This window comes from Niveispirillum sp. FG156 (assembly GCF_057809555.1).
This window is the reverse complement of the sequence record NZ_JBMDKE010000047.1, coordinates 1-23,680: the sequence shown is the minus strand read 5'-3', so window position 1 is coordinate 23,680 and position 23,680 is coordinate 1. Positions and strand designations below refer to the sequence as shown.

The following is a 23,680-nucleotide window of genomic DNA, read 5'->3' as shown; positions in this document are numbered from 1 at the left end:
ACGGTTGGATGGAAACGCGCGGACCTTGTGGCCCCTGGGTCCCGGCTTTCGCCGGGATGACGATCAAGCAAACCCCGTCACCCAAAGCCCTTCTTCCCCTCCGCCACCAGCCGTTGCAGCAGTGGTGCCGGCTCCCAATAGCCGCCATCGGCATCGCCCGCCGCGACCGCATCATTGTGGTAGCGGGTGATGTCGGCCAGGACATTGTCCAGCCCCGACAGTTCCGCGAACTTCATCGGGCCGCCGCGCCAGGCGGGGAAGCCGTAGCCATAGATATAGACAATGTCGATATCGCCGGCCCGTAGTGCCATGCCGTCTTCCAGGATTTTCGCGCCCTCATTCACCAGCGAATAGATCAGGCGCTTTGCGATCTCATCGTTGCTGAACGTCCGGGGCGTGATGCCACGTTCGGCGCGATAGGCGTCGATCACGGCTGTCACGTCGGGGTCGGGCAGGGGGGTGCGGTTGCCCGGCTCATACCGGTACCAGCCGCGCCCGTTCTTCTGCCCCTTGCGCGCCGGATCGATCCGGTCGGACAGCGGCGTGCCATAGATCAGGCCGGCGGCCACACGACGGGCGCGGATGAAGCCCATGACGTCCAGCCCGGCCAGATCGCCCATGGCGAACGGCCCCATGGCCAGACCGAATTCCAGGGCCGCCTGATCCACCTGTTCGATGGACGCCCCCTCAATCACCAGACGCTGCGCCTCGGTCGCGTAATACTGCACCATGCGGTTGCCGACGAAGCCGTCGCAATTGCCGACCAGCACGCTGACCTTGCCGATCTGCTTGCCCACGGCCATGGCGGTGGCGATGACATCCGGCGCCGTATGCGTGCCGCGCACCACCTCCAGCAGCTTCATCACATTGGCCGGGCTGAAGAAATGCATGCCGATGACATCGGCGGGCCGGCCCGTGTTGGCGGCGATGGCGTCGAGGTCCAGGGTGGAGGTGTTGGACGCCAGGATGGCACCTTGCTTTGCCACCTCATCCAGGCGGCGGAAGACCTTGGCCTTCACATCCGCATCCTCAAACACCGCCTCCACGATCAGGTCGGCATCGGCCAGATCGGCATAGTCGGTGGTGGGCTGGATCAGGGACAGGCGCTTGTCCATGTCGGCCTGGGACAGCTTGCCCTTGGCGACGGTGCCGGCATAATTCTTGGCGATCACACCAATGCCACGGTCCAGGGCCGCCTGATCCAGGTCCAGCAGGCGCACGGGAATGCCGGCATTGACGAAGTTCATGGCGATGCCGCCGCCCATGGTGCCGCTGCCCAGCACCGCGACTTGGCCGATCTTGCGCGCGGGCACGCTGGGCGGCACATCGGGGATCTTGGTCACGGCGCGTTCGGCAAAGAACACATGGATCAGGGCCTTGGCCTGATCATGCGCCATGCATTGCATGAACAGGGCACGCTCCCGCGTCAGCCCCTGATCAAACGGCAGGGTAAAGGCCGCTTCCACGGCATCGACGCAGCGCTGGGGCGCGAACTGGTTACGGGCGGATTTGGCCAGGGCCGCCCGCGCCTCATCAAACACGCTGCTGCCCCGGTCGGCGGCCAGCCTTTCCTCGCGGTCGCGGGTGCGCTTATGCGGGCCAGCTTGCAGGGATGCGGCGAAGGACAGGGCGACGGAAAGCGGGTCCGACCCCTCGCCGACATGATCGACGATACCCAGCGCCTGGGCCTTGGCGGCGGGGATGAAGGCGCCGCTGGTGATCATTTCGATCGCGGTCTTAGCCCCCACCAGTCGCGACAGCCGCTGTGTGCCGCCGCCGCCGGGCAGGATGCCCAGCTTCACTTCCGGCAATCCGACCAGCGCCTTGGGCACGGCAACGCGGTAGTGGCAGGACAAGGCCACTTCCAGCCCGCCGCCCAGCGCCGTGCCGTGCAGGGCGGCGATCACCGGCTTCGGGCCCGATTCGATCAGGTCGTTGACGTCGTTCAGGTCCGGCTCGCCCATGCCGCCCTTGATGAACTCGGCAATGTCGGCCCCGGCGATGAAGGTGCGGCCCGCACCGACGATGATCAGTGCCGTCACGGCGGGATCGTTGAACCCTTCCGTCACCCGGTCCCACAGGCCCTGACGTACGGCCTGCGACAGGGCATTTACGGGCGGGCTGTCCACGGTGACGATGCCGACCGCACCCTGGCGGTCATAACGGACGGGCGACTGGGTCATCTGGCCTTCCCCCTGCTGACGGCATCCAACCATGATGCCGCGTTGTTCCTTTGACAGCATGCTAAATTCAAACGCCCGTTTAAGTCAATGCATGCGGGGGCATGGACCTTCCGTTACGTCAGCCATGCGGAATGATGGGGTTACAGGACGGTTGGCGCGGCCGCATCCGCCCGGTAAAGTATGAACAGCCGTTTGATACGGACTCAATATGCCCCGGCAAGGGGTGGTTCAGGGCAAACTGGGGACGAAGCAGGATGAAGGCAGGGGCCGATATCGCCGCCGACATGGAATCGACCGGCGGGCGTCAGGATACCAAGGAGGTGATCCTGGACGCGGCGGAAAAGCTGTTTGCGGAGAAGACCTACTCGGCGGTGTCGCTGCGGGAGCTGACGCAGGCGGCGGGCGTCAATCTGGCCGCCGTGAATTACCATTTCGGGTCCAAGGATGCGCTGCTGATCGCCCTGTTCCGGCGCGGCGCCATCGAGCTGAACCGCGCCCGCGCCCGCCTTCTGCGGGAGGCGGAGGAGAGGGCCGGCGGCGGCACCCCGCCCGTGCGGGAGATTGTGGCGGCCCTGGTCCTTCCCGCCATCCGCTATTCCTTCACCTCCACCCGGCTGGCGCTTTACAACCAGTTCGTGGCCTTTGCGCGCGGCGATGGCCCGGCAGAGGCGCGCGAGATGCTGGACAAGGAGGTGGGGCATTTGCAGCGCTTCGCCCTGTCGCTCGCCCGCGCCCTGCCGCATTTGCCGCAGCATGAGGTCTATTGGCGGCTGCATTTCGCCATGGGCGTGCAGCACTCGCTCTACACCGACATGAAGCGTCTGGAAACGCTGTCGGGCGGCCTGTGCCAGCTGGATGATCTGGACGCCGTGGCCGCCCGCGTCATCGATTATGTGACGGCGGGCCTGGAGGCGCCGTACACAGCCAAGGGGTGATGGGTTTTGTCGCATAAGCGCAAGCGCATGCGACAGCCCTGTTACAGCAACGGCGCCGTCGCCTGTTCCAGCCAGGCCAGATCATCGCCCGAGACCAGCGGCGACAATTCCGCCTTCACCCGCGCATGATAGGCGTTGACCCAATCCCGCTCTTCCCCGGTCAGCAGGTCGCGGTCGACCATGCGGCGGTCGATGGGGCAGACGGTCAGCGTCTCAAAGCCCAGCATGGGCCGCTCCGCACCCTGGATCGCCACCGGCACCACCAGCTCCAGATTCTCCATGCGCAGGCCATAGGACCCGGTCAGGTAATAGCCCGGCTCGTTGGAGAAGATCATGCCGGGCAGGATGGTGACGCTGTTCAGCTGTTTGCCGATACGCTGCGGCCCTTCATGCACCGACAGGTAGGAACCGATGCCATGGCCCGTGCCATGGTCGTAATCCAGCCCGTACTGCCACAGGAACTGGCGGGCCAGACTGTCCAACTGGCTGCCGGCGGTGCCGGCGGGGAACCGGGCGCGGTTCAGCGCGATATGGCCCTTCAGCACCAGGGTGAAATGCCGGCGCGCCTGCGGCCCGACATCGCCGACGGCCAGGGTGCGGGTAATGTCGGTGGTGCCGTCCAGATACTGCCCGCCGCTATCCAGCAGGAAGACGCTGTTATTCTCGATCCGGCGGTTGGTGGCCGGGGTCGCGCGGTAATGCACGATGGCGCCGTTGGGGCCGGCCCCGCTGATCGTCTCAAAGCTGGGACCCCGGAAATCGGCAGCCCCCTGACGGGCCTTGTGCAGCCTGTCCACCACGGTCAGCTCGTCCAGCCCACCCTTCGGCGCCTCTTCATCGAACCAGCGCAGGAAGCGGACCAGGGCCGCACCATCGCGGCGATGGGCGGCCCTGGCGCCCTCGATCTCGGTCTGGTTCTTCACGGCCTTGGGCAGGACACAAGGGTCGCCGCCCTGGTCCAGCTTCGCCCCCGCCTTGGCCAGACGATCCACCACCCACAGGGCGGCGGTGCCGCCATCCAGGCGGACCTTGGCACCCGCCGCCCCCAGGGTGTCCAGCGCGCCGGCCAGCTCATCAGGTGCGCGGATGGAAACCTGATTGCCCAGATGCTCCTCCAGGCCCGGTGCCAGCTTGCGGCGATCCACGAACCAGTCGACATTGCCGTCGGCACGGATAGTGGCAAAGGACAGCGGCAGCGGCGTGCAGGGCACATCGGCCCCGCGCACATTCAACAGCCAGGCAATGCTGTCCGGCTGGGTCAGCACGGTGGCATCGGCTTTCAGCTTGGCCAGGGCTTGGGCAATATCGGCGCGCTTGTCCGACGCGGAACGACCGGCGGCGGACAGCGGCTGGATGTTGACCACGCCCAGCGGGGCGGGCGGCTGATCGGCCCAAACGGCGTCAACCGGGCTGCCCTCTGTCGCCACCAGTTCCACGCCGGCGGGCGTTAGGCTGGCACGCATCTTGTCGGCCCAGGCACCCGTATGCATCCAGGGATCAAAGCCCAGCTTGGCGCCGGCCGGCAGGTTGGCCGCTGCCCAGTCGCCGTGAAACTCCTCTATCAGATGGTGATAGCTGAACAGGCCCGGCGACACTTCCTGGCGCGCCTGGATCGTGTAGCGGCCATCGATGAAGATGGCGGCCCTGTCCAGCAGCACGACGACGGCGCCCGCCGACCCTGTGAAGCCGCTGATCCAGGCCAGACGGCTGCCGCGCAGCGGCACATATTCGCCCTGATACTCATCGGCGCGCGGCACGACGAAACCGTCCAGCCCCCGGCGCTTCAACTCGGCGCGCAATGCGGCCAGACGGGCGGCATGGTCGCCCGTGGCCGGGTCGGCGGGCCGGTCGATGGTGGCACGCAGGGCCGTCAACTGCTCCGACGTCGCATCCGACCGCCGGGCCGACACAAGATCCAGCCAGGCATGGGGCAATTCCCCATCCGGCGCAGCATTGACCCCGGCGATCAGGTCCCGGACGGACGCGACCGACCGGTCAATCCCGTCGGCACGCAACAGATCGGCCAGGACGGCGTCACCCTGGTAGGGAACGGTATGGAGGCTGACAGACACTTTATGGCTCCCGCGAGCTTTATTGGTGCCGCCACGCTAGTGCGCTGGGCGCGGGTGCGCAAGGGGTGGGGTGCCCCCGGCGATATTGCCGCCGGGGGCACGTCCTCTCAGGCTGTCACCACTTCGGCGCCAACCACGAACTGCGGCGCCGCCGTATAGGTGCCGCCGGCGGCGGTCACCTGTGCGGTGGTGTTGTTCATCGCAGCGGTTGCGCCGGATATGCGGACGCGGGCACCAACCACGTTGATCTGATAGCGGATGCCGTAATCCTGAGTCGCGGCACCACCATTGACCGCCAGCACCCCCGTATAGAGGTGGACATCCGCCGCCGCCGCGATCAGGCCGAAAATGCCGCAATCATTGGAACCCGCTCCGCTATTGTAGGAATAGGAGCCGCCGACCACGTTCAACGTGGTGCAGCGTTCCGTATGCATACCGCGGAACCGGTTGCCGTTGGCGATCAGGCCGGTATAGCAGACAGTGTCGCCCGCCGTTTCATTATAGGCGCCGTACCAGAAGTTCCGGACCCGCCCACCCGTGATCGACACGGTGCCGCTATTGTTGATGACGGCAATGCCTTTGTTGCTGCTGGGCGTGCCGTCATAGACCTCGGCCTGGAAATTCTCCACCAGCACGCCGGAAGCCGCTTCGATGCGCAGACCGTCGGCATTGCCATACATCTTGGCACTGCAATTGGTAAGCTGCGTCCATGGCGTGTTGACCAGCCAATAGCCCAATGTAAGGAACTGGCCTTCCACGGCGCAGTTGATGATCTGGGCCTTGGTCGTGGTTCCTGTCACCACGATGCCCAGGCCGCCCGACTGCGCCTGATCACGGCCCACGACGCGGACATTGTCCATCACCGTGATGCCCTGATTATCCTGATGCTCGATGATGATGGCGTTGCCGCAGAGGAAAACCTCACCATCGCTGACGGTCGTGCCGCCGCGCTGTACACGCAGGCCCTCAGAGCAATGCTCGACCACGAAATTGCGGGCGAACTGGTCCGTGCTGTCCAGTCGCAGGCCCGTGGAGAAGCCGCTGATCCAGACATCCCGTACCTGGGCGCCATTGGCATAGACCATCAGCCCGTTGCAGCTGAAGGCGCCCCCGATCTCCGCGACCAGCATGAAGCCGCCCACTTCCGATGGCGGACCCTGCGTGTTGGGGGCGCCGACGGAGATGACGTTGCCGCTGCTGGTATTGCCGACGATGATGGTGCAACTGTCCCAGCCTTCACCCGTCATGCAGTCACCGGGATAGAGCTGCAGCAGCCCGGCTGCGGCCAGCCCCGGCACTGCCGCCGCCGCCGGCCCCTCGATCAACCAGCGACCGGCGGGCACGAACACGCGCGCCGCCACGCTGTCGGAACGGTGGCGGGCCCGCAGGCATTCCTGGAAAGCCTTCAGATTATTCGTTCCGGAACCGTTGGGGTGACCGTTCGGCACCGCCCCCCACCAGCCTGGGGAGATGCTGCTGTTGCCAAAGGTGCCGACGACGCTGGCATTGGATGCGCTCGTATCGAAAATCTGCTGGTACCAGTCGGCATCGATATGCGCGTTGATTGTCAGCGTGACACCGGAAGCGATGACAAGCCGCGCTCCGATGCAGAATTGCAGCGGCTGCGTGATCGTGACGTTCGAGGTGATGGGGTAGGAACCCGCCCCCACCTGAAACGGCCCGGGCATTCCCGACAGGATGGGGCCATAGTTCGATGTGGTGCCGCCGGGTGTCTGGTCGAGCACGGTCAGCGGCGCACCGGCGATGGTGCGCGGATACATGACGGTCAAAGGCATAGGATTCGCTCCGATATGGGTCTGGAACGCGCCGTTCCTGTCGAATGGCGATGACGCAAGGATTCAAGGCCGCGTTCGGGCGGCTGTCAGCCTCTACCGACCGGTAAGGCGCAGCACCGGCGGGATATGCGTCGAGGGTGCAGGTCGCGCTGATTGTCCGGGCGCCAGAGCCCGGAAGGGGGGCGCTCCCCCGTGGGGCGCTAAGTCACGACAGGTTTCGCCAGCAAATCTGCGCGTTGTTCGGCGGTGCGCTGGTATAGGTGATCGTCGTGCCGCTGATCGTATAGGCCGTGGGCGGGACACAGGCGCCGTCCTGGAAAGACAGGAAAAGCAGAGGATTGGAAACCGTCCAGGGCATGGTAAAGGCCGTGGTCGATCCATTACCGGTTGCATAGGCAACAGCAGGCATTTCTATGCTCCATCAAGTCATTGTTATTTAGGATCTCCGAATACCGCCTTCCGCGGTTGCTTGGGGCAGGGCGCACGTCGCCTCGCCCGCCGATATGCCGGGGCAAACCATTCTGTCGGTGCTTGTGAAAGCCGCAGGCTGATCTGTCAGCAGCCCGAAAGGTCACTGGAGTTCTGTTCCTGGCCGTTCCTTTCAGCAAGGACAAAACGGCAGTCGGCGTATCCATTTACGAGAATATCTGTTGGTTATATGACTCTTCAACGTTTAAATTGGTGTAGCTCTAACGTATAGAGAGAATATTGAATATATTCACTCAACGAACCAAATTCGGGCGGGCGGATGCATAGGCGCGCGCCTGCACGATCCGTCTGGATCAGCGGCGGCGGAAGACGGATCGGGACAGCCGAAAGGGCCCCGTGGGTTCCGTAACGAATTTCGGAAAAGATGCTGCGGCGTCCGCAGCTTGAAAGCCGCCTGCAACCCTTTGGTCAGACGGGGCACTGGTGCCGGCTGTCAGGATTGAACTGACGACCTACCGCTTACAAGGCGGTTGCTCTACCACTGAGCTAAGCCGGCGATCCAGGCGAGTTGCCGGAGGGAGGACCCCTCCGGCGAACGGGCGGGGACATTAGCGTCGCCGCGCGACCTCGTAAAGAGCCACGGCGGCTGCCGTGGAAACATTCAGGCTGCCGACGGGGCCGCCGGTGGGCAGCTTGACGATTTCATCGGCCCGTTCGCCCGTCAGACGACGGATGCCGTCGCCTTCGGAGCCGAGAATCAGGGCCGTGCGGCCTGACAGATCGACCTCATGCAGGTGACGGGCACCCGATTCGGCCAAGGCGACGGTCCAGAAGCTGGCGGCTTTCAACTGATCGATGGCGCGGGCCAGGTTGGTGACGCGCACCAGCGGCACCGCCTCCACCGCGCCCGATGCCGTCTTGGCCAGGGTGCCGGTGACGGGCGGGGCGTGGCGGTCCTGCACGATCACGGCCTTGGCGCCAAAGGCGGCGGCGGAACGCAGGACGGCGCCGACATTGTGCGGGTCCGTCACCTGATCCAGCACGACCACCAGGGCCAGCGGATCGTCGGCGGCGGCATCGACGACATCCTCGATCTCCACCTCGGCCAGCGGGGCGCAGGACAGGGCCACGCCCTGGTGCACGGCGCCGGGCGGCAGCAGCTTGTCGATCTCTTCCTTTTCCACCAGGCGCGGCTCGGGCCGGTCCAGCTCGGCATCGGACGCCTTCTGGAACGCCTCTTCCAGCGCCTCCAGGCCTGATTCGGTGACGAACAGGTCGCGGATCTTGCGGCGCGGGTTCATCCAGGCCGCCGAGGCGGCATGCACGCCATATAGCAGATTGTGCTTGTTCAGCGCCGGGCCGGTGGTGGCGCGCAGGGGCGTGGGTTCGAAACCCAGCTCCTCGGCCGCACTCATCGGGCGGCGGCGTTCGGCGCCGCTTCGGTCCTGGCCGGCAGCGGGCCGGCGGTCATCGCGGCGATCGTCACGCCGATCATCCCGGCGGTCATCGTTCCGCTCGGGGCGCCGATCGGGACGCGGGCCACGGGGCGGACGGCTGTCGCCGCCGGTACGCGCGCCGCGCGTATCATCCTCACGGCGGGGGCCGCGCGGCGGGCGCGCGTCACCATCGCGGGCGGGCTTGGCAAAGCCGGGCTTGCCCCCGGCCTTGGGGCCACGCGCCGCGCGGGGATTGTCATCATCACGACGGGTATCGCGCGAGGGGGAGCGGGCGCCGGGGCGTCCGGCGCCGCTACCGCTGGCGCCGCCTTTACCACCGGGGCGACCGGATTTAGGGGAGGGGGGTCGGTTTCTCATTTACGCACTTTCGTTCAAACCCAGGATTTCCGCCAGCGGATAGAAAGAATGAAGACGCATGTCAGATTGGCGTTGACAGGGGCGATTTAATCCTTATAACCCGCACTCCGTTCAGGCCGCTGGCCGAGAACGGCACCGCGGAAGGGTGGCCGAGTGGTTAAAGGCAGCAGACTGTAAATCTGCCCGCATAGCGTACGCTGGTTCGAATCCAGCCCCTTCCACCAGTTCAGGCGCGCCCCAGAATATGGGGCGCGCCGTTCTGCTTGTGGTGACGTTAGTCGGTTGAGTGGGCGAACGACCCGTGCGGGTGTAGCTCAATGGTAGAGCAGAAGCCTTCCAAGCTTACGACGAGGGTTCGATTCCCTTCACCCGCTCCAGACAATCCGTTTTCCACGACCCGGCGTCTTCTAGAGATCGCAGCAGGCAAGGGCACAGGATACCATGGCTAAGGCAAAGTTTGAGCGGACGAAGCCGCACTGCAACATCGGCACCATCGGTCACGTTGACCATGGCAAGACGTCTCTGACGGCCGCCATCACGAAGGTGCTGGCCGAAAAGGGCGGCGCCACGTTCACGGCGTACGACCAGATCGACAAGGCGCCGGAAGAGAAGGCCCGCGGCATCACGATCTCGACCGCTCACGTCGAGTACGAGACGGACAACCGTCACTATGCCCACGTGGACTGCCCCGGCCACGCCGATTATGTGAAGAACATGATCACCGGCGCGGCGCAGATGGACGGCGCGATCCTGGTGTGCTCGGCCGCTGACGGCCCGATGCCGCAGACGCGGGAGCACATTCTGCTGGCCCGTCAGGTCGGCGTGCCGGCCCTGGTCGTGTTCCTGAACAAGATGGATCTGGCCGATCCGGACCTGGTTGAGCTGGTGGAGCTGGAGCTGCGCGAGCTGCTGACCTCCTACGGCTTCCCCGGCGACGACATTCCCATCGTCCCCGGCTCCGCCGTCTGCGCCCTGAACGACACGAACCCGGAAATCGGTCGTGAAGCCGTGCTGAAGCTGATGGCCGAGGTTGACCGGTACATCCCGCAGCCGGAGCGTCCGATCGACAAGCCGTTCCTGATGCCGATCGAAGACGTGTTCTCGATCTCGGGCCGCGGCACCGTGGTGACGGGCCGCGTCGAGAAGGGCATCGTCAAGGTCGGTGAGGAAGTCGAGATCGTGGGCCTGAAGGCCACCGTGAAGACGACCGTGACCGGCGTTGAAATGTTCCGCAAGCTGCTGGACCAGGGCCAGGCTGGCGACAATATCGGCGCGCTGCTGCGTGGTACGAAGCGTGAGGACGTCGAGCGTGGTCAGGTTCTGGCCAAGCCGGGCTCGATCAACCCGCACACGGACTTCGAGGCTGAGACCTACATCCTGACGAAGGAAGAGGGTGGCCGTCACACGCCGTTCTTCGCCAACTATCGTCCGCAGTTCTACTTCCGCACCACGGACGTCACCGGTTCGGTGACCCTGCCGGAAGGTACGGAAATGGTGATGCCCGGCGACAACATCCGCTTCGCCGTGAAGCTGATCGCCCCGATCGCCATGGACGAAGGCCTGCGCTTCGCCATCCGTGAAGGCGGTCGTACCGTCGGCGCCGGCGTTGTGTCGAAGATCGTCAAGTAAGGTCCCCCCAGGTCAGCGACTGCTGACCCGGCACCGTGTGGTGCCGTAAGCCAAGGCGGCGGATGCCGCCGCCCGGCGCTTGAGGAACAAAGTAAAGGACAGGGCCGCTGGTGACAGCGGCCCTTTTCCTTTTGTAGGAAGGCTTTGCCGGCAACGGCGACGTTTTTCCGGGAATGCGGTGGGTGCAATGATCCCCTGCAACGGGTATCAGCAATCAGTGCAAACTGGTTGTTGCGTTGCGGGCGCAACTGCGCTATCAACCCGCACTCCCCGGGACCGCTCGGGGCGATGGTGATGTTTTGTCACTGGCGCCCGGATTGGAACCGACGGTGTAGGAGTGTAGCTCAACTGGTAGAGCACCGGTCTCCAAAACCGGGGGTTGGGGGTTCGAGCCCCTCCACTCCTGCCATCCCTTAAATAAGGATGGCCCCCTGCCGAAGTCCGGCCCCCAGCCGGTGCCAGTGCCAGGGTGACAACACGGTATGTGCATTCAGGAATGATGGCCAACGCCGACATGGCTAAAACCAATCCCGCAGAATTCTTGCGCGAGGTGCGCCGTGAGGTCGCCAAGGTCACTTGGCCGACGCGGAAGGAGACTCTTGTCTCGACCGCCATGGTCTTCGTGATGGTGATCCTGGCCTCTGTCTTCTTCCTGACGGTGGACCAGATCCTCGGATTCGGCATTCGCCTCATTCTTGGTATCGGGGGCTGATCCCATGGCCATGCGTTGGTACGTCGTCCACGTCTATTCCGGCTTCGAAAAGAAGGTCGCGCAGGCGGTTCGTGAGAAGGCTGCGCAGAAGGGCTTGGAAGAGCTGTTCGGCGACATCCTTGTCCCGACCGAAGAGGTCGTGGAAGTGCGCCGCGGCGCCAAGATCAATTCCGAGCGCAAATTCTTCCCCGGCTATGTGCTGGTGAAGATGGAGCTGACGGATGACACTTGGCATCTGGTGAAGAATGCGCCGAAGGTGACTGGTTTCCTGGGCGGCGGCGGCAAGCCGCAGGCCATTTCGGAAACCGAGGCGCTGCGCATCATGAACCAGGTGCAGGAAGGTGTGGAGCGGCCCAAGCCCTCCATCACCTTCGAGGTGGGCGAGAATGTCCGCGTCACGGACGGTCCCTTCACCTCCTTCACCGGTCTGGTGGAAGAAGTGGACGAGGACAAGTCCCGCCTCAAGGTCGCGGTCTCCATCTTCGGTCGCGCCACCCCGGTGGAACTGGAATATACCCAGGTCGAGAAGATCTGACGAATTTCCGGTCGGTGGTCTCCACCGGTCGGCTCCCGCGTGGGAGGCTTCAGCCCGCAAGTCCAAGGGCGGCCGCACCACGCAAATCCCATGACGGAACGGCCCGGCCCTCCGTCAGACTATGAGGATCATCATGGCGAAGAAAATCGTCGGCTATATCAAGCTGCAGGTTCCGGCCGGCAAGGCCAACCCCAGCCCGCCCATTGGTCCGGCGCTGGGTCAGCGCGGTCTGAACATCATGGAGTTCGTCAAGCAGTTCAATGCGAAGACGGCCCAGCTGGAACAGGGCATGCCCATTCCGGTCGTGATCACCGCCTATGGTGACCGTACCTTCACGTTCGTGACCAAGACCCCGCCGGTGACCTACTTCCTGAAGAAGGCCTCGGGCATCACCAAGGGCTCTCCCACGGTCGGCAAGTCCGCCACCGTCGGCAAGGTGACCACCAGCCAGGTCCGCGCCATCGCCGAACAGAAGATGGTCGATCTGAACGCGAACGACGTCGAAGCCGCGATGACCATGATCGTCGGCTCCGCTCGTTCCATGGGTCTCGAAGTGGTGGAGGGCTGATCATGGCCATCGGTAAGCGTCTGAAGAAGGCCAACGGCAACGTTGACCGCGCCAAGTTCTATGACCTGGGCGACGCCGTCGCCACGGTGAAGAGCAACGCCACCGCCAAGTTCGACGAGACCGTCGAAATCGCGATGAACCTGGGCATCGACCCGCGTCACGCCGACCAGCAGGTCCGTGGCATGGTGGTTCTGCCGAACGGTACCGGCAAGACCGTCCGCGTCGCCGTGTTTGCCCGCGCCGCCAAGGCCGAAGAAGCCAAGGCCGCTGGTGCCGATCTGGTCGGTGCCGACGATCTGGCCGAGCAGATCCTGGCCGGCAACATGGATTTCGACCGCTGCATCGCCACCCCGGACATGATGGGCGTGGTTGGTAAGCTGGGTAAGGTCCTGGGCCCCCGCGGTCTGATGCCGAACCCGAAGCTGGGCACCGTGACCCCGAACGTCGCTGACGCCGTCAAGGCGGCAAAGGGCGGTTCGGTTGAGTTCCGCGCCGAGAAGACCGGTATCATCCATGCCGGCGTCGGCAAGGCCAGCTTCTCTGCCGAAGCTCTGGAAGAGAACGTCAAGGCCTTCGTTTCCGCGATCAATCGCGCCAAGCCCTCGGGCGCCAAGGGCACCTATGTCGAGAAGGTCTCGCTGTCCTCCTCGATGGGCCCGGGCCTGAAGCTGGACGTGGCCGCTCTGGTCGCCGCGCTGAACGCCTAAGTTCAAACGAGTTTCCCGTTCCGGTCTCGGCCGGAACGGGACCGGGTCTCCAAGAGTTGGAGACCCACCCTGTCCGAGACCGCCGCGCGCCGATGGGACCTGTCCCTGACGCTTAATAGACCAGCCGGCGCAGACAGGAGCGAAAGCATTGATACGCCGGGACGGCGACAGCCGCCCTGGACATGATGGCTTGAAGCTTCTGGGACAGGTAACCCCGTCTGGGCTGGTTCGTTTGAACCGGCCTGGATGTGTTGTAACCGGGCGGAACGGCCTTTTTGGCTGTCCTGTCCCAAATGGAGGCGAACCGTGGATCGTTCACAGAAGGAAGCTACGATCGCGGCCCTTAATCTTGAGCTGCAGTCGGCAGCCCTCGTCGTCGTGACTAAGCAGTCCGGCATGACGGTGGCTGAAGTGACCGACCTGCGCCGCAAGATGCGGGCTGCGGGCGCTAGCTACAAAGTGACCAAGAACTCGCTCGCCGTCATCGCCCTCAAGGGCACGCAGTTCGAGAAGACCGAGGGCCTGTTTAAGGGCCCGACCGCCATGGCCTGGTCCAAGGACCCGGTTGCGGCGGCCAAGGTTGCCATCGATTACGCCAAGACCAACGACAAGTTCAAGGTCATTGGTGGCTCCATCGGCGCTGTCACGCTGGACGCTTCGGGTGTTGATGCCCTGTCCAAGCTGCCGTCGCTGACGGAACTGCGTGCTGGCCTGCTCGGCATGATCCAGACCCCGGCGACCCGTATCGCTGGTATTCTGCAGGCACCGGGTGGCCAAGTGGCCCGCGTTCTCGCGGCCTACGCCAAGAAGGACGAGGCGGCCTGAGCCGCATCAAACTCAACGTTTATCTAGTTCCCTTAGGAGAGCATCATGTCCAAGCTGGAAAAGCTGGTTGAAGAACTGTCGGCCCTGACCGTCCTGGAAGCCGCCGAACTGTCGAAGCTGCTGGAAGAGAAGTGGGGCGTTTCCGCCGCTGCTCCGGTCGCTGCTGCCGCTCCGGTGGCCGCTGCTGCCGCTGCTCCGGCTGCTGAAGAGCAGACCGAGTTCACGGTTGAGCTGGTCGACGGTGGCGACAAGAAGATCAACGTCATCAAGGAAGTCCGCGCCATCACCGGCCTGGGCCTGAAGGAAGCCAAGGACCTGGTCGAAGGCGCTCCGAAGGTCGTCAAGGAGGCCGTGTCGAAGGACGAGGCCGCCAAGATCAAGAAGCTGCTGGAAGACGCCGGCGCCAAGGTCGCCGTCAAGTAATAGTGGCGATCTTCGCTGCATAAGAGGGCGCTGGACGGTGGCCCCCGGAAACGGGGGGCGCCGCCCGGCGTCGTCTGTCTTTTCTGAACCGGAACGTTCCGCTATCATGGCGGGCTTTTCCGGGACGGGACCATGGCGGTTCCGGAAGGGGTGGGGTCGAACCCTGCTTCGGACGGGAAAAACCAAGGCAGATCCTGGCTTCCACCGGCAGCGGAAGTGGGTGACGCTGATGATAACGACGTGGCTAAGCGCCTATCCGAACTGGATTTGCGCCCGCGTCGATTCGTGTTTTGGGGCGGCGGGTTTCGGCCCGATGCCTTGAATTTGGGCATTGACTAGAGCGCGCATTGCACCGGGCGAGTTCACGAGAGGCACTCTATGGCCAAGTCGTTCACGGGACGTAAGCGTATCCGCAAGAGCTTCGGGCGTATCCCCGAGGTGACCCGCATGCCGAACCTGATCGAGGTTCAGCGCAGTTCCTATGACCACTTCCTGCAAATGGATGTGGCGCCGGAAAAGCGGGCGGTCCTCGGTCTCCAGGAAGTCTTCAAGTCGGTATTTCCGATCCGGGACTTCTCCGAGCGCGCCGTGCTGGACTTCGTCCGGTACGAGCTTGAGCAGCCGAAATATGATGTCGAGGAATGCCAGCAGCGCGGCATGACCTTCGCCGCGCCGCTGAAGGTGACGCTGCGTCTCACCGTGTTCGATGTTGATGAGGATACGGGCCTGCGCTCGATCCGCGACATCAAGGAGCAGGACGTCTACATGGGCGACATGCCCCTGATGACGGCCAACGGCACCTTCATCATCAACGGCACCGAGCGCGTGATCGTCAGCCAGATGCACCGCAGCCCCGGTGTGTTCTTCGACCACGACAAGGGCAAGACCCACAGCTCGGGCAAGTACCTGTTCGCCGCCCGTGTCATCCCCTATCGCGGCTCGTGGCTGGATTTCGAGTTCGATGCCAAGGACATTGTCTATGTCCGCATCGACCGCCGCCGCAAGCTGCCGGCCACCACGCTGCTCTACGCGCTGGATGGCCTGGACACGGAAGCCTCCCGCGCCGCCCGCAAGGCGCTAGGCAAGGACCTGCAGCCGTACGAGGCGCAGGGCATGACCAAGGAGGAAATCCTTGGCGCCTTCTATGAGACCGTGACCTACACCCGTTCCGGCGCCGGCTGGAAGACCGCCTTTGAGCCGGAGCGTCTGAAGGGTCAGAAGCTCGCGACCGATCTGGTGGATGCCCGCACGGGCGAGATCCTGGTCCAGCGCGAGACCAAGATGACCCCGCGCGTCCTGAAGCGCCTGGTCGAGCAGGGCCTGACGGAAGTATCCGCCCCCATCGAAGAGATCATCAGCCGCTATCTGGCCGTCGATATCATTGATGAGCGCACCGGTGAGGTCCTGTACGAGGCTGGCGACGAGATCAGCAGCGCGTCGCTGGACAAGCTGGAGAAGCAGGGCGTACAGGAACTGCCCGTTCTGGCCATCGACCATCTGAATGTCGGTCCCTATATCCGCAATACCATGGCCGCCGACCGCAACGCGTCCCGTGAGGATGCGCTGGTCGATATCTACCGCGTCATGCGTCCGGGTGAGCCGCCGACGCTGGAAAGCGCGGAAGCGCTGTTCCAGGGCCTGTTCTTCGACCAGGAACGCTACGACCTGTCGGCCGTGGGTCGCGTGAAGATGAACGCCCGTCTGAATTTTCAGACGGACGATCAGGTGCGCGTGCTCCGCAAGGAAGACATCCTGAAGATCCTGAAGATCCTGGTGGAACTGAAGGATGGCCGCGGCGAGATCGACGATATCGACCATCTGGGCAACCGTCGCGTCCGCTCCGTCGGCGAGCTGATGGAAAACCAGTACCGTGTCGGCCTGCTGCGCATGGAACGTGCGATCCGCGAGCGTATGAGCTCCGTCGAGATCGACACGGTCATGCCGCATGACCTGATCAATGCCAAGCCGGCGGCCGCTGCCGTCCGTGAATTCTTCGGCTCCTCGCAGCTGTCGCAGTTCATGGATCAGACGAACCCGCTGTCGGAAATCACGCATAAGCGTCGCCTTTCGGCCCTGGGGCCGGGCGGTCTGACGCGTGAGCGCGCGGGCTTCGAAGTCCGCGACGTGCATCCGACCCATTATGGCCGTATCTGCCCGATTGAGACGCCGGAAGGCCCGAACATCGGTCTGATCAACAGCCTCGCGACCTATGCCCGCGTGAACCAGTACGGCTTCATCGAAAGCCCCTACCGCAAGGTGGTGGACCAGAAGGTGACGTCGGAAGTGGTGTACCTGTCGGCCATGGAAGAAGGCCGCTATATGGTGGCCCAGGCCAACGCTCCCTTGCAGGGCGATGGCAAGTTCGCCGAGTTGCTGGTGTCCTGCCGTAAGGGTGGTGAATATCTGCTGGCCCGTCCGGACATGATCGACCTGATCGACGTGTCGCCCAAGCAGGTTGTGTCCGTCGCCGCCGCGCTGATCCCGTTCCTGGAGAACGACGACGCGAACCGCGCGCTGATGGGTTCCAACATGCAGCGTCAGGCCGTGCCGCTGATCAAGGCGGATAGCCCGCTGGTCGGTACCGGCATGGAAGCGACGGTTGCCCGTGATTCGGGCGTGACCATCGTTGCCCGCCGCGCCGGCATCGTCGACCAGGTGGACGCTACCCGTATCGTGGTCCGCGCGACCGAGAATACGGACCCGGCGGCTCCCGGTGTCGACATCTACAACCTGCTGAAGTTCCAGCGTTCCAACCAGAACACCTGTATCAACCAGAAGCCGCTGGTGAAGGTGGGCGACCGGGTGATCAAGGGCGATATCATCGCCGATGGTCCCTCGACCGACCTGGGTGAACTGGCCCTGGGACGTAACGTGCTCGTCGCGTTCATGCCCTGGAATGGCTACAACTTCGAAGATTCGATCCTGATTTCCGAGCGGATCGTGCGCGATGACGTCTTCACCTCGATCCATATCGAGGAATTCGAGGTCATGGCCCGCGATACCAAGCTGGGCCAGGAAGAAATCACCCGCGACATTCCGAATGTCGGCGAAGAGGCTCTGAAGAACCTCGACGAAGCCGGCATCGTCTATATCGGCGCCGAAGTCCGTCCGGGCGACATCCTGGTCGGCAAGGTCACGCCGAAGGGCGAAAGCCCGATGACGCCGGAAGAAAAGCTGCTGCGCGCCATCTTCGGCGAAAAGGCTTCCGACGTGCGTGACACGTCGCTGCGTCTGCCGCCGGGCGTTGTCGGTACCGTCGTGGAAGTGCGCGTCTTCTCCCGCCGTGGCGTGGACAAGGACGAACGCGCCCTGGCGATCGAGCGGGCCGAGATCGAGAAGCTGGCCAAGGACCGCGACGACGAGAAGGGCATTCTGGAACGCTCCTTCTACACCCGTCTGAAGGAACTGCTGATCGGTCAGACCGTCGTGTCGGGTCCCAAGGGCCTGAAGGGTGGCGAGGCGATCAGTGCCGAGCTGCTGTCGGGTCTCAGCCGCAATCAGTGGCGCCATGTTTCCGTCGCCGATGACGGCGTGATGGAGTTCATCGAGCAGACCGGCAAGGTGTTTGACGACAGCGTCCAGCGCCTGCAGGAGAAGTTCGAGAACAAGGTCGAGAAGCTGCAGCGCGGTGACGAGCTGCCGCCCGGCGTGATGAAGATGGTCAAGGTCTTCGTGGCTGTGAAGCGCAAGCTGCAGCCCGGTGACAAGATGGCCGGTCGTCACGGCAACAAGGGTGTTATCTCGCGCATCACCCCGATCGAAGACATGCCGTACCTGGAAGATGGCCGGAATGTCGACATCGTGCTGAACCCGCTCGGCGTGCCGTCGCGCATGAATGTCGGTCAGATCCTGGAGACCCACCTTGGGTGGGCCGCTGCGGGTCTGGGCCGTCAGATCGGCGAGATGCTGGACAAGATGCGGGCCAAGGCGACCGATGCCGCCATCAAGTCCAAGACCCTGGATGAGCTGCGGGCCCGCCTGCGCCACATCTATGGTGAGGATGTGTGGGGCAGCGACATCTCCGACATGGGCGATGCTGAGCTGATCGAGCTGGCTAATAACCTGCGTCGCGGCATCCCCTTCGCCACCCCCGTCTTCGACGGTGCGCGCGAAGAGGATATCTGCCGCATGCTGGAAGATGCCGGCATCGACCGTTCGGGTCAGATGCAGCTGATCGACGGGCGTACGGGCGAGCCGTTCGACCGCCGCGTCACGGTCGGCTACATCTACATGCTGAAGCTGCACCACCTGGTCGACGACAAGATCCACGCCCGTTCCATCGGCCCCTACAGCCTTGTGACCCAGCAGCCGCTGGGTGGTAAGGCCCAGTTCGGCGGCCAGCGCTTCGGTGAAATGGAAGTGTGGGCACTGGAAGCTTACGGCGCTGCCTACACGCTGCAGGAAATGCTGACGGTGAAGTCGGACGACGTGTCCGGCCGTACCAAGGTTTACGAAGCCATCGTCCGTGGCGACGACAATTTCGAAGCCGGCATTCCCGAAAGCTTCAACGTTCTGGTCAAGGAACTGCGTTCTCTGGGCCTGAATGTCGAGCTGAACGAGCGCGATTATTGACGGAAGCTTGGCCGCTTGTCGGGGTGAGCGCCAAGCGAACCCCGACAAGCGGCGCTTCCGACGTAACGTTGGGGTTCGGCTTTGCCTCACCCCAACCTACGGCGCCTGCCATTGTTGACGACGAAGCCACACCCCCAGGGGAGACGGCACATGAATACCGAATTGATGAACATCTTCGGCGCTCCGCAGGGCCCGCAGAGCTTCGACCAGATCCGCATCTCGATCGCCAGCCCGGAGCGTATCCGCTCCTGGTCGTTCGGCGAAATCAAGAAGCCCGAGACGATCAACTACCGGACCTTCAAGCCGGAGCGCGACGGCCTGTTCTGCGCCCGCATCTTTGGTCCGATCAAGGATTACGAGTGCTTGTGCGGCAAGTACAAGCGCATGAAATATCGCGGCATCATCTGCGAAAAGTGCGGCGTGGAAGTGACCTTGTCCAAGGTCCGCCGCGAGCGCATGGGCCATATCGAACTGGCCTCGCCCGTTGCCCATATCTGGTTCCTGAAGTCGCTTCCCAGCCGTATCGGCCTGTTGCTGGACAACACGCTGAAGGATCTGGAGCGCATCCTTTACTTCGAGAACTATGTCGTTATCGAGCCGGGCCTGACCGAGCTGAAGCAGGGTCAGTTGCTGTCCGAAGACGAGTTGATCGACTTCCAGGACAAGTACGGCGAAGACACCTTTACCGCCAAGATCGGCGCCGAGGCCCTGAAGGACATGCTGTCCTCCCTGGACCTGGTGACCGAGAAGGCGAACTGCCGCGACGACCTGCGCGAGACCGCATCCGAGGCCAAGCGCAAGAAGCTCGTCAAGCGTCTGAAGATGCTGGAAGCCTTCTTGGGCAACCCGGTCGAGGTTGAGACGGTCGCCGATTACGAGCGGTTCGAAGGTTATAAGGAGCGCATTGAGCGCCCCGATGGCCCGACCATCTACAAGACCTACCCGGAGGCCACGCGCCCGGAATGGATGATCCTGGAAGTCGTTCCGGTCATCCCGCCGGAACTGCGTCCGCTGGTGCCGCTGGATGGTGGTCGTTTCGCGACGTCGGATCTGAACGATCTGTACCGCCGCGTGATCAACCGTAACAACCGTCTGAAGCGCCTGATCGAGCTGAAGGCCCCAGACATCATCGTCCGTAACGAAAAGCGCATGCTGCAGGAAGCTGTGGACGCGCTGTTCGACAATGGCCGTCGCGGTCGCGTGATCACCGGTGCCAACAAGCGTCCGCTGAAGTCCATCAGCGACATGCTGAAGGGCAAGCAGGGGCGCTTCCGTCAGAACCTGCTGGGTAAGCGCGTCGATTATTCCGGTCGTTCGGTTATCGTCGTGGGTCCTGAGCTGAAGCTGCACCAGTGCGGCCTACCGAAGAAGATGGCGCTTGAGCTGTTCAAGCCCTTCATCTACGCCAAGCTGGAACTGTACGGTCTGGCCAGCACGATCAAGGCCGCCAAGCGCATGGTGGAAAAGGAACGTCCCGAGGTCTGGGACATCCTGGAAGAGGTCATCCGCGAGCATCCCGTGATGCTGAACCGTGCGCCGACCCTGCACCGTCTTGGCATCCAGGCGTTCGAGCCGACCCTGATCGAAGGCAAGGCCATCCAGCTGCACCCGCTGGTCTGCACCGCCTTCAACGCTGACTTTGACGGCGACCAGATGGCCGTGCACGTCCCCCTGAGCCTTGAGGCTCAGCTGGAAGCGCGCGTCCTGATGATGTCGACCAACAACATCCTGTCGCCCGCCTCTGGCCGTCCCATCATCGTGCCGTCCCAGGACATCATCCTGGGTCTGTACTACATCACGATGGAACTGCCGGGTGCCGTGGGTGAAGGCATGGTCTTCGGCTCCATCGGCGAGATCGAGCATGCGCTGGCGGCGAAGGTCGTCACGCTGCATTCCAAGGTGCAGGCGCGCTATCACACGGTGGACGCCGACAACAAGCCGATCACCGTCCGCGTCACCTCGACGCCGGGCCGCATGCTGCTGTCGGAGATTCTGCCGCGCCACCCGGCCATCAAGTTCGACCTGATCAACCGCCTTCTGACCAAGAAGGAAATCGGCAACATCATCGACGTCGTCTACCGCCATTGCGGTCAGAAGGAGACGGTGATTTTCGCTGACCGGATGATGCGTCTGGGCTTCACCAACGCGTTCAAGGCCGGCATCTCCTTCGGCAAGGATGACATGGTCATCCCGGCGGAGAAGCAGACACTGGTCAAGGAAGCCCAGGATCGCGTCAAGGAGTTCGAGCAGCAGTATCTGGACGGCCTGATCACCCAGGGCGAAAAGTACAACAAGGTGGTCGACGTCTGGTCGGAAACCACCGAAAAGGTCGCCGGCGCGATGATGAAGGTCATCGAGCAGCCGCGTCCGGGTCTGGGCGTGAATTCGGTCTACATGATGGCCCATTCCGGTGCCCGTGGTTCGCCGGCCCAGATCAAGCAGCTGGCGGGTATGCGCGGTCTGATGGCCAAGCCCTCGGGCGAAATCATCGAGACGCCGATCATCTCCAACTTCAAGGAAGGCCTGTCGGTTCTGGAGTACTTCAACTCCACCCACGGTGCCCGTAAGGGTCTGGCCGACACCGCCTTGAAGACGGCGAATTCCGGTTACCTCACCCGCCGTCTGGTGGACGTGGCGCAGGACGCCATTATCACCACGGTGGATTGCGGTACGAAGAACGGCCTGACCGTGAAGGCGGTTATCGATGGTGGCGACGTTATCGTTCCGCTGTCGGAGCGTATCCTGGGCCGTACCTCGACCGCCGATCTGGTCAACACCCTGACCGGTGAGATGATCGTTCCGGCCGGCGAGCTGATCACCGAGCGCGAGCTGGAGCTGATCGACGCCGCTGGTATCGATACGGTTCATATCCGTTCGGTGCTGACCTGCGAGACCGAAGACGGCGTGTGCGCCCACTGCTATGGCCGCGATCTGGCCCGTGGCACGCGGGTGAACATGGGCGAGGCGGTCGGCGTCATCGCCGCGCAGTCGATCGGTGAGCCGGGCACGCAGCTGACGATGCGTACGTTCCACATCGGTGGTGCGGCACAGCGTGGTGCGGAGCAGAGCTTCATCGAGGCAACGCTCGACGCCAAGGTCATTGTCCGCAACCGCAACCTCGTCATGAACAGCGAGGGTGTGCCCGTGGTGATGGGCCGCAACTGCGAACTGGCGCTGCTGGACGACCAGGGCCGCGAGCGCGCCAAGCATCGCGTGCCCTATGGTGCCAAGCTGAACAAGGCGCTGGCGGTTGATGGCGCGTCCATTAAGCGCGGTGACCGTCTGGCCGAATGGGACCCGTATACCCTGCCGATCCTGACGGAACGCGAGGGTACGGCCACCTATGTCGATCTGGTGGAGGGCCTGTCCGTCCGCGAAGTGATGGACGAGGCCACCGGCATCTCCGCGAAGGTCGTGGTCGATTGGCGCCAGCAGCCGCGCGGCGCCGACCTGCGTCCGCGCATCGCTCTGCTGGATAGCAATGGCGAAGTCTTGAAGCTGCCGAACGGTGCGGAAGCCCGCTACTTCATGAGCGTGGATGCCATCCTGTCGGTGGAGAACGGTGGGAAGGTCCAGGCCGGTGACGTGCTGGCCCGTATCCCGCGCGAAAGCTCCAAGACGCGTGACATCACCGGCGGTCTGCCCCGCGTGGCCGAGTTGTTCGAAGCCCGCCGTCCCAAGGACTTCGCGATCATCGCGGAGATCGAGGGCCGGGTGGAGTTCGGCAAGGACTACAAGACCAAGCGCCGTATCGTCGTGAAGAATGACGAGACGGGGGAAGAGCGTGAGTACCTGATCCCGAAGGGCAAGCATATTGCCGTTCAGGAGGGCGACTATGTCCAGAAGGGTGACAGCCTGATGGATGGTAGCCCGGTGCCGCACGACATCCTGTCGGTTATGGGCGTCGAAGCGCTGGCTAACTACCTGATCAATGAGATCCAGGACGTCTATCGTCTGCAGGGCGTGAAGATCAACGACAAGCATATCGAAGTGATCGTCCGTCAGATGCTGCAGAAGATCGAAGTCTCCGATCCGGGTGATACCACCCTGCTGATCGGTGATCAGGTTGATCGTGTGGAGTTCGAGCAGGAAAACCGCGCCGTTCAGCAGCGGATCAAGGAAGGCGAAGTCGATCTGCGCTTTGCGGTCGGCAAGCCGGTTCTGCAGGGCATCACCAAGGCTTCGCTGCAGACCCGTTCCTTCATCTCTGCCGCGTCGTTCCAGGAAACGACCCGCGTCCTGACGGAAGCTGCCGTCCAGGGCAAGGTCGACAATCTGGAAGGCCTGAAGGAGAACGTGATCGTCGGTCGTCTGATCCCGGCTGGTACCGGTTCGGTCGTCAACCGTCTGAAGGCCATCGCTGCCGAGCGCGACCGCGCCATGCAGCTGGGCGAAGACGGCGAAACGCCGGCCCTGCCGGAAGCGGCTGCCGAGTAAGGTCGACGCGTGCTGAGTTGAGTAGGGAAGGGGCGCCCCCGGC

Annotated in this window: 15 protein-coding genes and 4 tRNA genes; 13 read left to right on the top strand and 6 right to left on the bottom strand. The window is 63.6% G+C overall.

Going from position 1 to position 23,680, the window contains the following annotated elements; translation table 11 throughout:
• Nucleotides 1-77: 77 nt before the first annotated feature.
• Nucleotides 78-2,183 (bottom strand): 3-hydroxyacyl-CoA dehydrogenase NAD-binding domain-containing protein, encoded by a 2,106-nt coding sequence (locus ACODSP_RS23930; protein ID WP_488968043.1) that lies wholly within the window; start codon nt 2,181-2,183, stop codon nt 78-80.
• Nucleotides 2,184-2,437: 254 nt separating this feature from the next.
• Here ACODSP_RS23930 and ACODSP_RS23925 point away from each other — a divergent pair, with 254 nt between their 5' ends.
• Entirely contained in the window at nt 2,438-3,118 is a 681-nt protein-coding gene (locus tag ACODSP_RS23925; protein ID WP_054169434.1) for a TetR/AcrR family transcriptional regulator, read from the top strand.
• A 41-nt stretch (nt 3,119-3,159) separates the two neighbouring features.
• Here ACODSP_RS23925 and ACODSP_RS23920 read toward each other — a convergent pair whose 3' ends face one another.
• From ACODSP_RS23920 to rlmB, 5 genes are all read right to left on the bottom strand, one after another.
• Nucleotides 3,160-5,190 carry an aminopeptidase P family protein gene (locus ACODSP_RS23920; RefSeq protein ID WP_488968042.1) on the bottom strand — a complete coding sequence of 677 codons (2,031 nt, stop codon included), beginning with the start codon at nt 5,188-5,190 and terminating at the stop codon, nt 3,160-3,162.
• Between the two features lie 107 nt (nt 5,191-5,297).
• Nucleotides 5,298-6,986, bottom strand: coding sequence for a hypothetical protein (locus ACODSP_RS23915; RefSeq protein WP_488968041.1), 1,689 nt, complete (start codon nt 6,984-6,986; stop codon nt 5,298-5,300).
• Nucleotides 6,987-7,191: 205 nt separating this feature from the next.
• Nucleotides 7,192-7,395 (bottom strand): hypothetical protein, encoded by a 204-nt coding sequence (locus tag ACODSP_RS23910; protein WP_488968040.1) that lies wholly within the window; start codon nt 7,393-7,395, stop codon nt 7,192-7,194.
• Nucleotides 7,396-7,896: 501 nt separating this feature from the next.
• A tRNA-Thr gene (locus ACODSP_RS23905) sits at nt 7,897-7,971 on the bottom strand.
• A gap of 52 nt (nt 7,972-8,023) precedes the next feature.
• Nucleotides 8,024-9,229, bottom strand: a complete 1,206-nt coding sequence (rlmB, locus tag ACODSP_RS23900) for a 23S rRNA (guanosine(2251)-2'-O)-methyltransferase RlmB (RefSeq protein ID WP_488968039.1) — start codon at nt 9,227-9,229, stop codon at nt 8,024-8,026.
• Nucleotides 9,230-9,368: 139 nt separating this feature from the next.
• Here rlmB and ACODSP_RS23895 point away from each other — a divergent pair.
• The 12 genes from ACODSP_RS23895 (at nt 9,369) to rpoC (ending at nt 23,637) form a co-directional block, all read left to right on the top strand.
• Nucleotides 9,369-9,453 (top strand) — tRNA-Tyr (locus ACODSP_RS23895).
• A gap of 79 nt (nt 9,454-9,532) precedes the next feature.
• Nucleotides 9,533-9,606, top strand: a tRNA-Gly gene (locus ACODSP_RS23890).
• A 64-nt stretch (nt 9,607-9,670) separates the two neighbouring features.
• Nucleotides 9,671-10,858 carry an elongation factor Tu gene (gene tuf / locus ACODSP_RS23885; RefSeq protein WP_102113007.1) on the top strand — a complete coding sequence of 396 codons (1,188 nt, stop codon included), beginning with the start codon at nt 9,671-9,673 and terminating at the stop codon, nt 10,856-10,858.
• A gap of 333 nt (nt 10,859-11,191) precedes the next feature.
• Nucleotides 11,192-11,267, top strand: a tRNA-Trp gene (locus ACODSP_RS23880).
• 105 nt (nt 11,268-11,372) lie between these two features.
• Nucleotides 11,373-11,570, top strand: coding sequence for a preprotein translocase subunit SecE (secE, locus tag ACODSP_RS23875; RefSeq protein WP_054169740.1), 198 nt, complete (start codon nt 11,373-11,375; stop codon nt 11,568-11,570).
• Between the two features lie 4 nt (nt 11,571-11,574).
• The gene (gene nusG / locus ACODSP_RS23870; protein ID WP_054169727.1) at nt 11,575-12,105 is read left to right on the top strand and encodes a transcription termination/antitermination protein NusG; all 531 of its coding nucleotides are present in this window, start codon (nt 11,575-11,577) and stop codon (nt 12,103-12,105) included.
• Between the two features lie 133 nt (nt 12,106-12,238).
• Nucleotides 12,239-12,673 carry a 50S ribosomal protein L11 gene (rplK, locus tag ACODSP_RS23865; protein WP_488968038.1) on the top strand — a complete coding sequence of 145 codons (435 nt, stop codon included), beginning with the start codon at nt 12,239-12,241 and terminating at the stop codon, nt 12,671-12,673.
• Nucleotides 12,673-13,380 carry a 50S ribosomal protein L1 gene (gene rplA / locus ACODSP_RS23860; protein WP_488968067.1) on the top strand — a complete coding sequence of 236 codons (708 nt, stop codon included), beginning with the start codon at nt 12,673-12,675 and terminating at the stop codon, nt 13,378-13,380. Before rplK ends, rplA begins: the two co-directional genes overlap by 1 nt.
• A gap of 306 nt (nt 13,381-13,686) precedes the next feature.
• The gene (rplJ, locus tag ACODSP_RS23855; RefSeq protein ID WP_054169729.1) at nt 13,687-14,205 is read left to right on the top strand and encodes a 50S ribosomal protein L10; all 519 of its coding nucleotides are present in this window, start codon (nt 13,687-13,689) and stop codon (nt 14,203-14,205) included.
• Nucleotides 14,206-14,250: 45 nt separating this feature from the next.
• Entirely contained in the window at nt 14,251-14,628 is a 378-nt protein-coding gene (gene rplL / locus ACODSP_RS23850) for a 50S ribosomal protein L7/L12 (RefSeq protein WP_054169730.1), read from the top strand.
• A 378-nt stretch (nt 14,629-15,006) separates the two neighbouring features.
• The gene (rpoB, locus tag ACODSP_RS23845) at nt 15,007-19,200 is read left to right on the top strand and encodes a DNA-directed RNA polymerase subunit beta (RefSeq protein ID WP_488968037.1); all 4,194 of its coding nucleotides are present in this window, start codon (nt 15,007-15,009) and stop codon (nt 19,198-19,200) included.
• Between the two features lie 150 nt (nt 19,201-19,350).
• The gene (rpoC, locus tag ACODSP_RS23840) at nt 19,351-23,637 is read left to right on the top strand and encodes a DNA-directed RNA polymerase subunit beta' (protein ID WP_488968036.1); all 4,287 of its coding nucleotides are present in this window, start codon (nt 19,351-19,353) and stop codon (nt 23,635-23,637) included.
• Nucleotides 23,638-23,680: the final 43 nt, after the last annotated feature.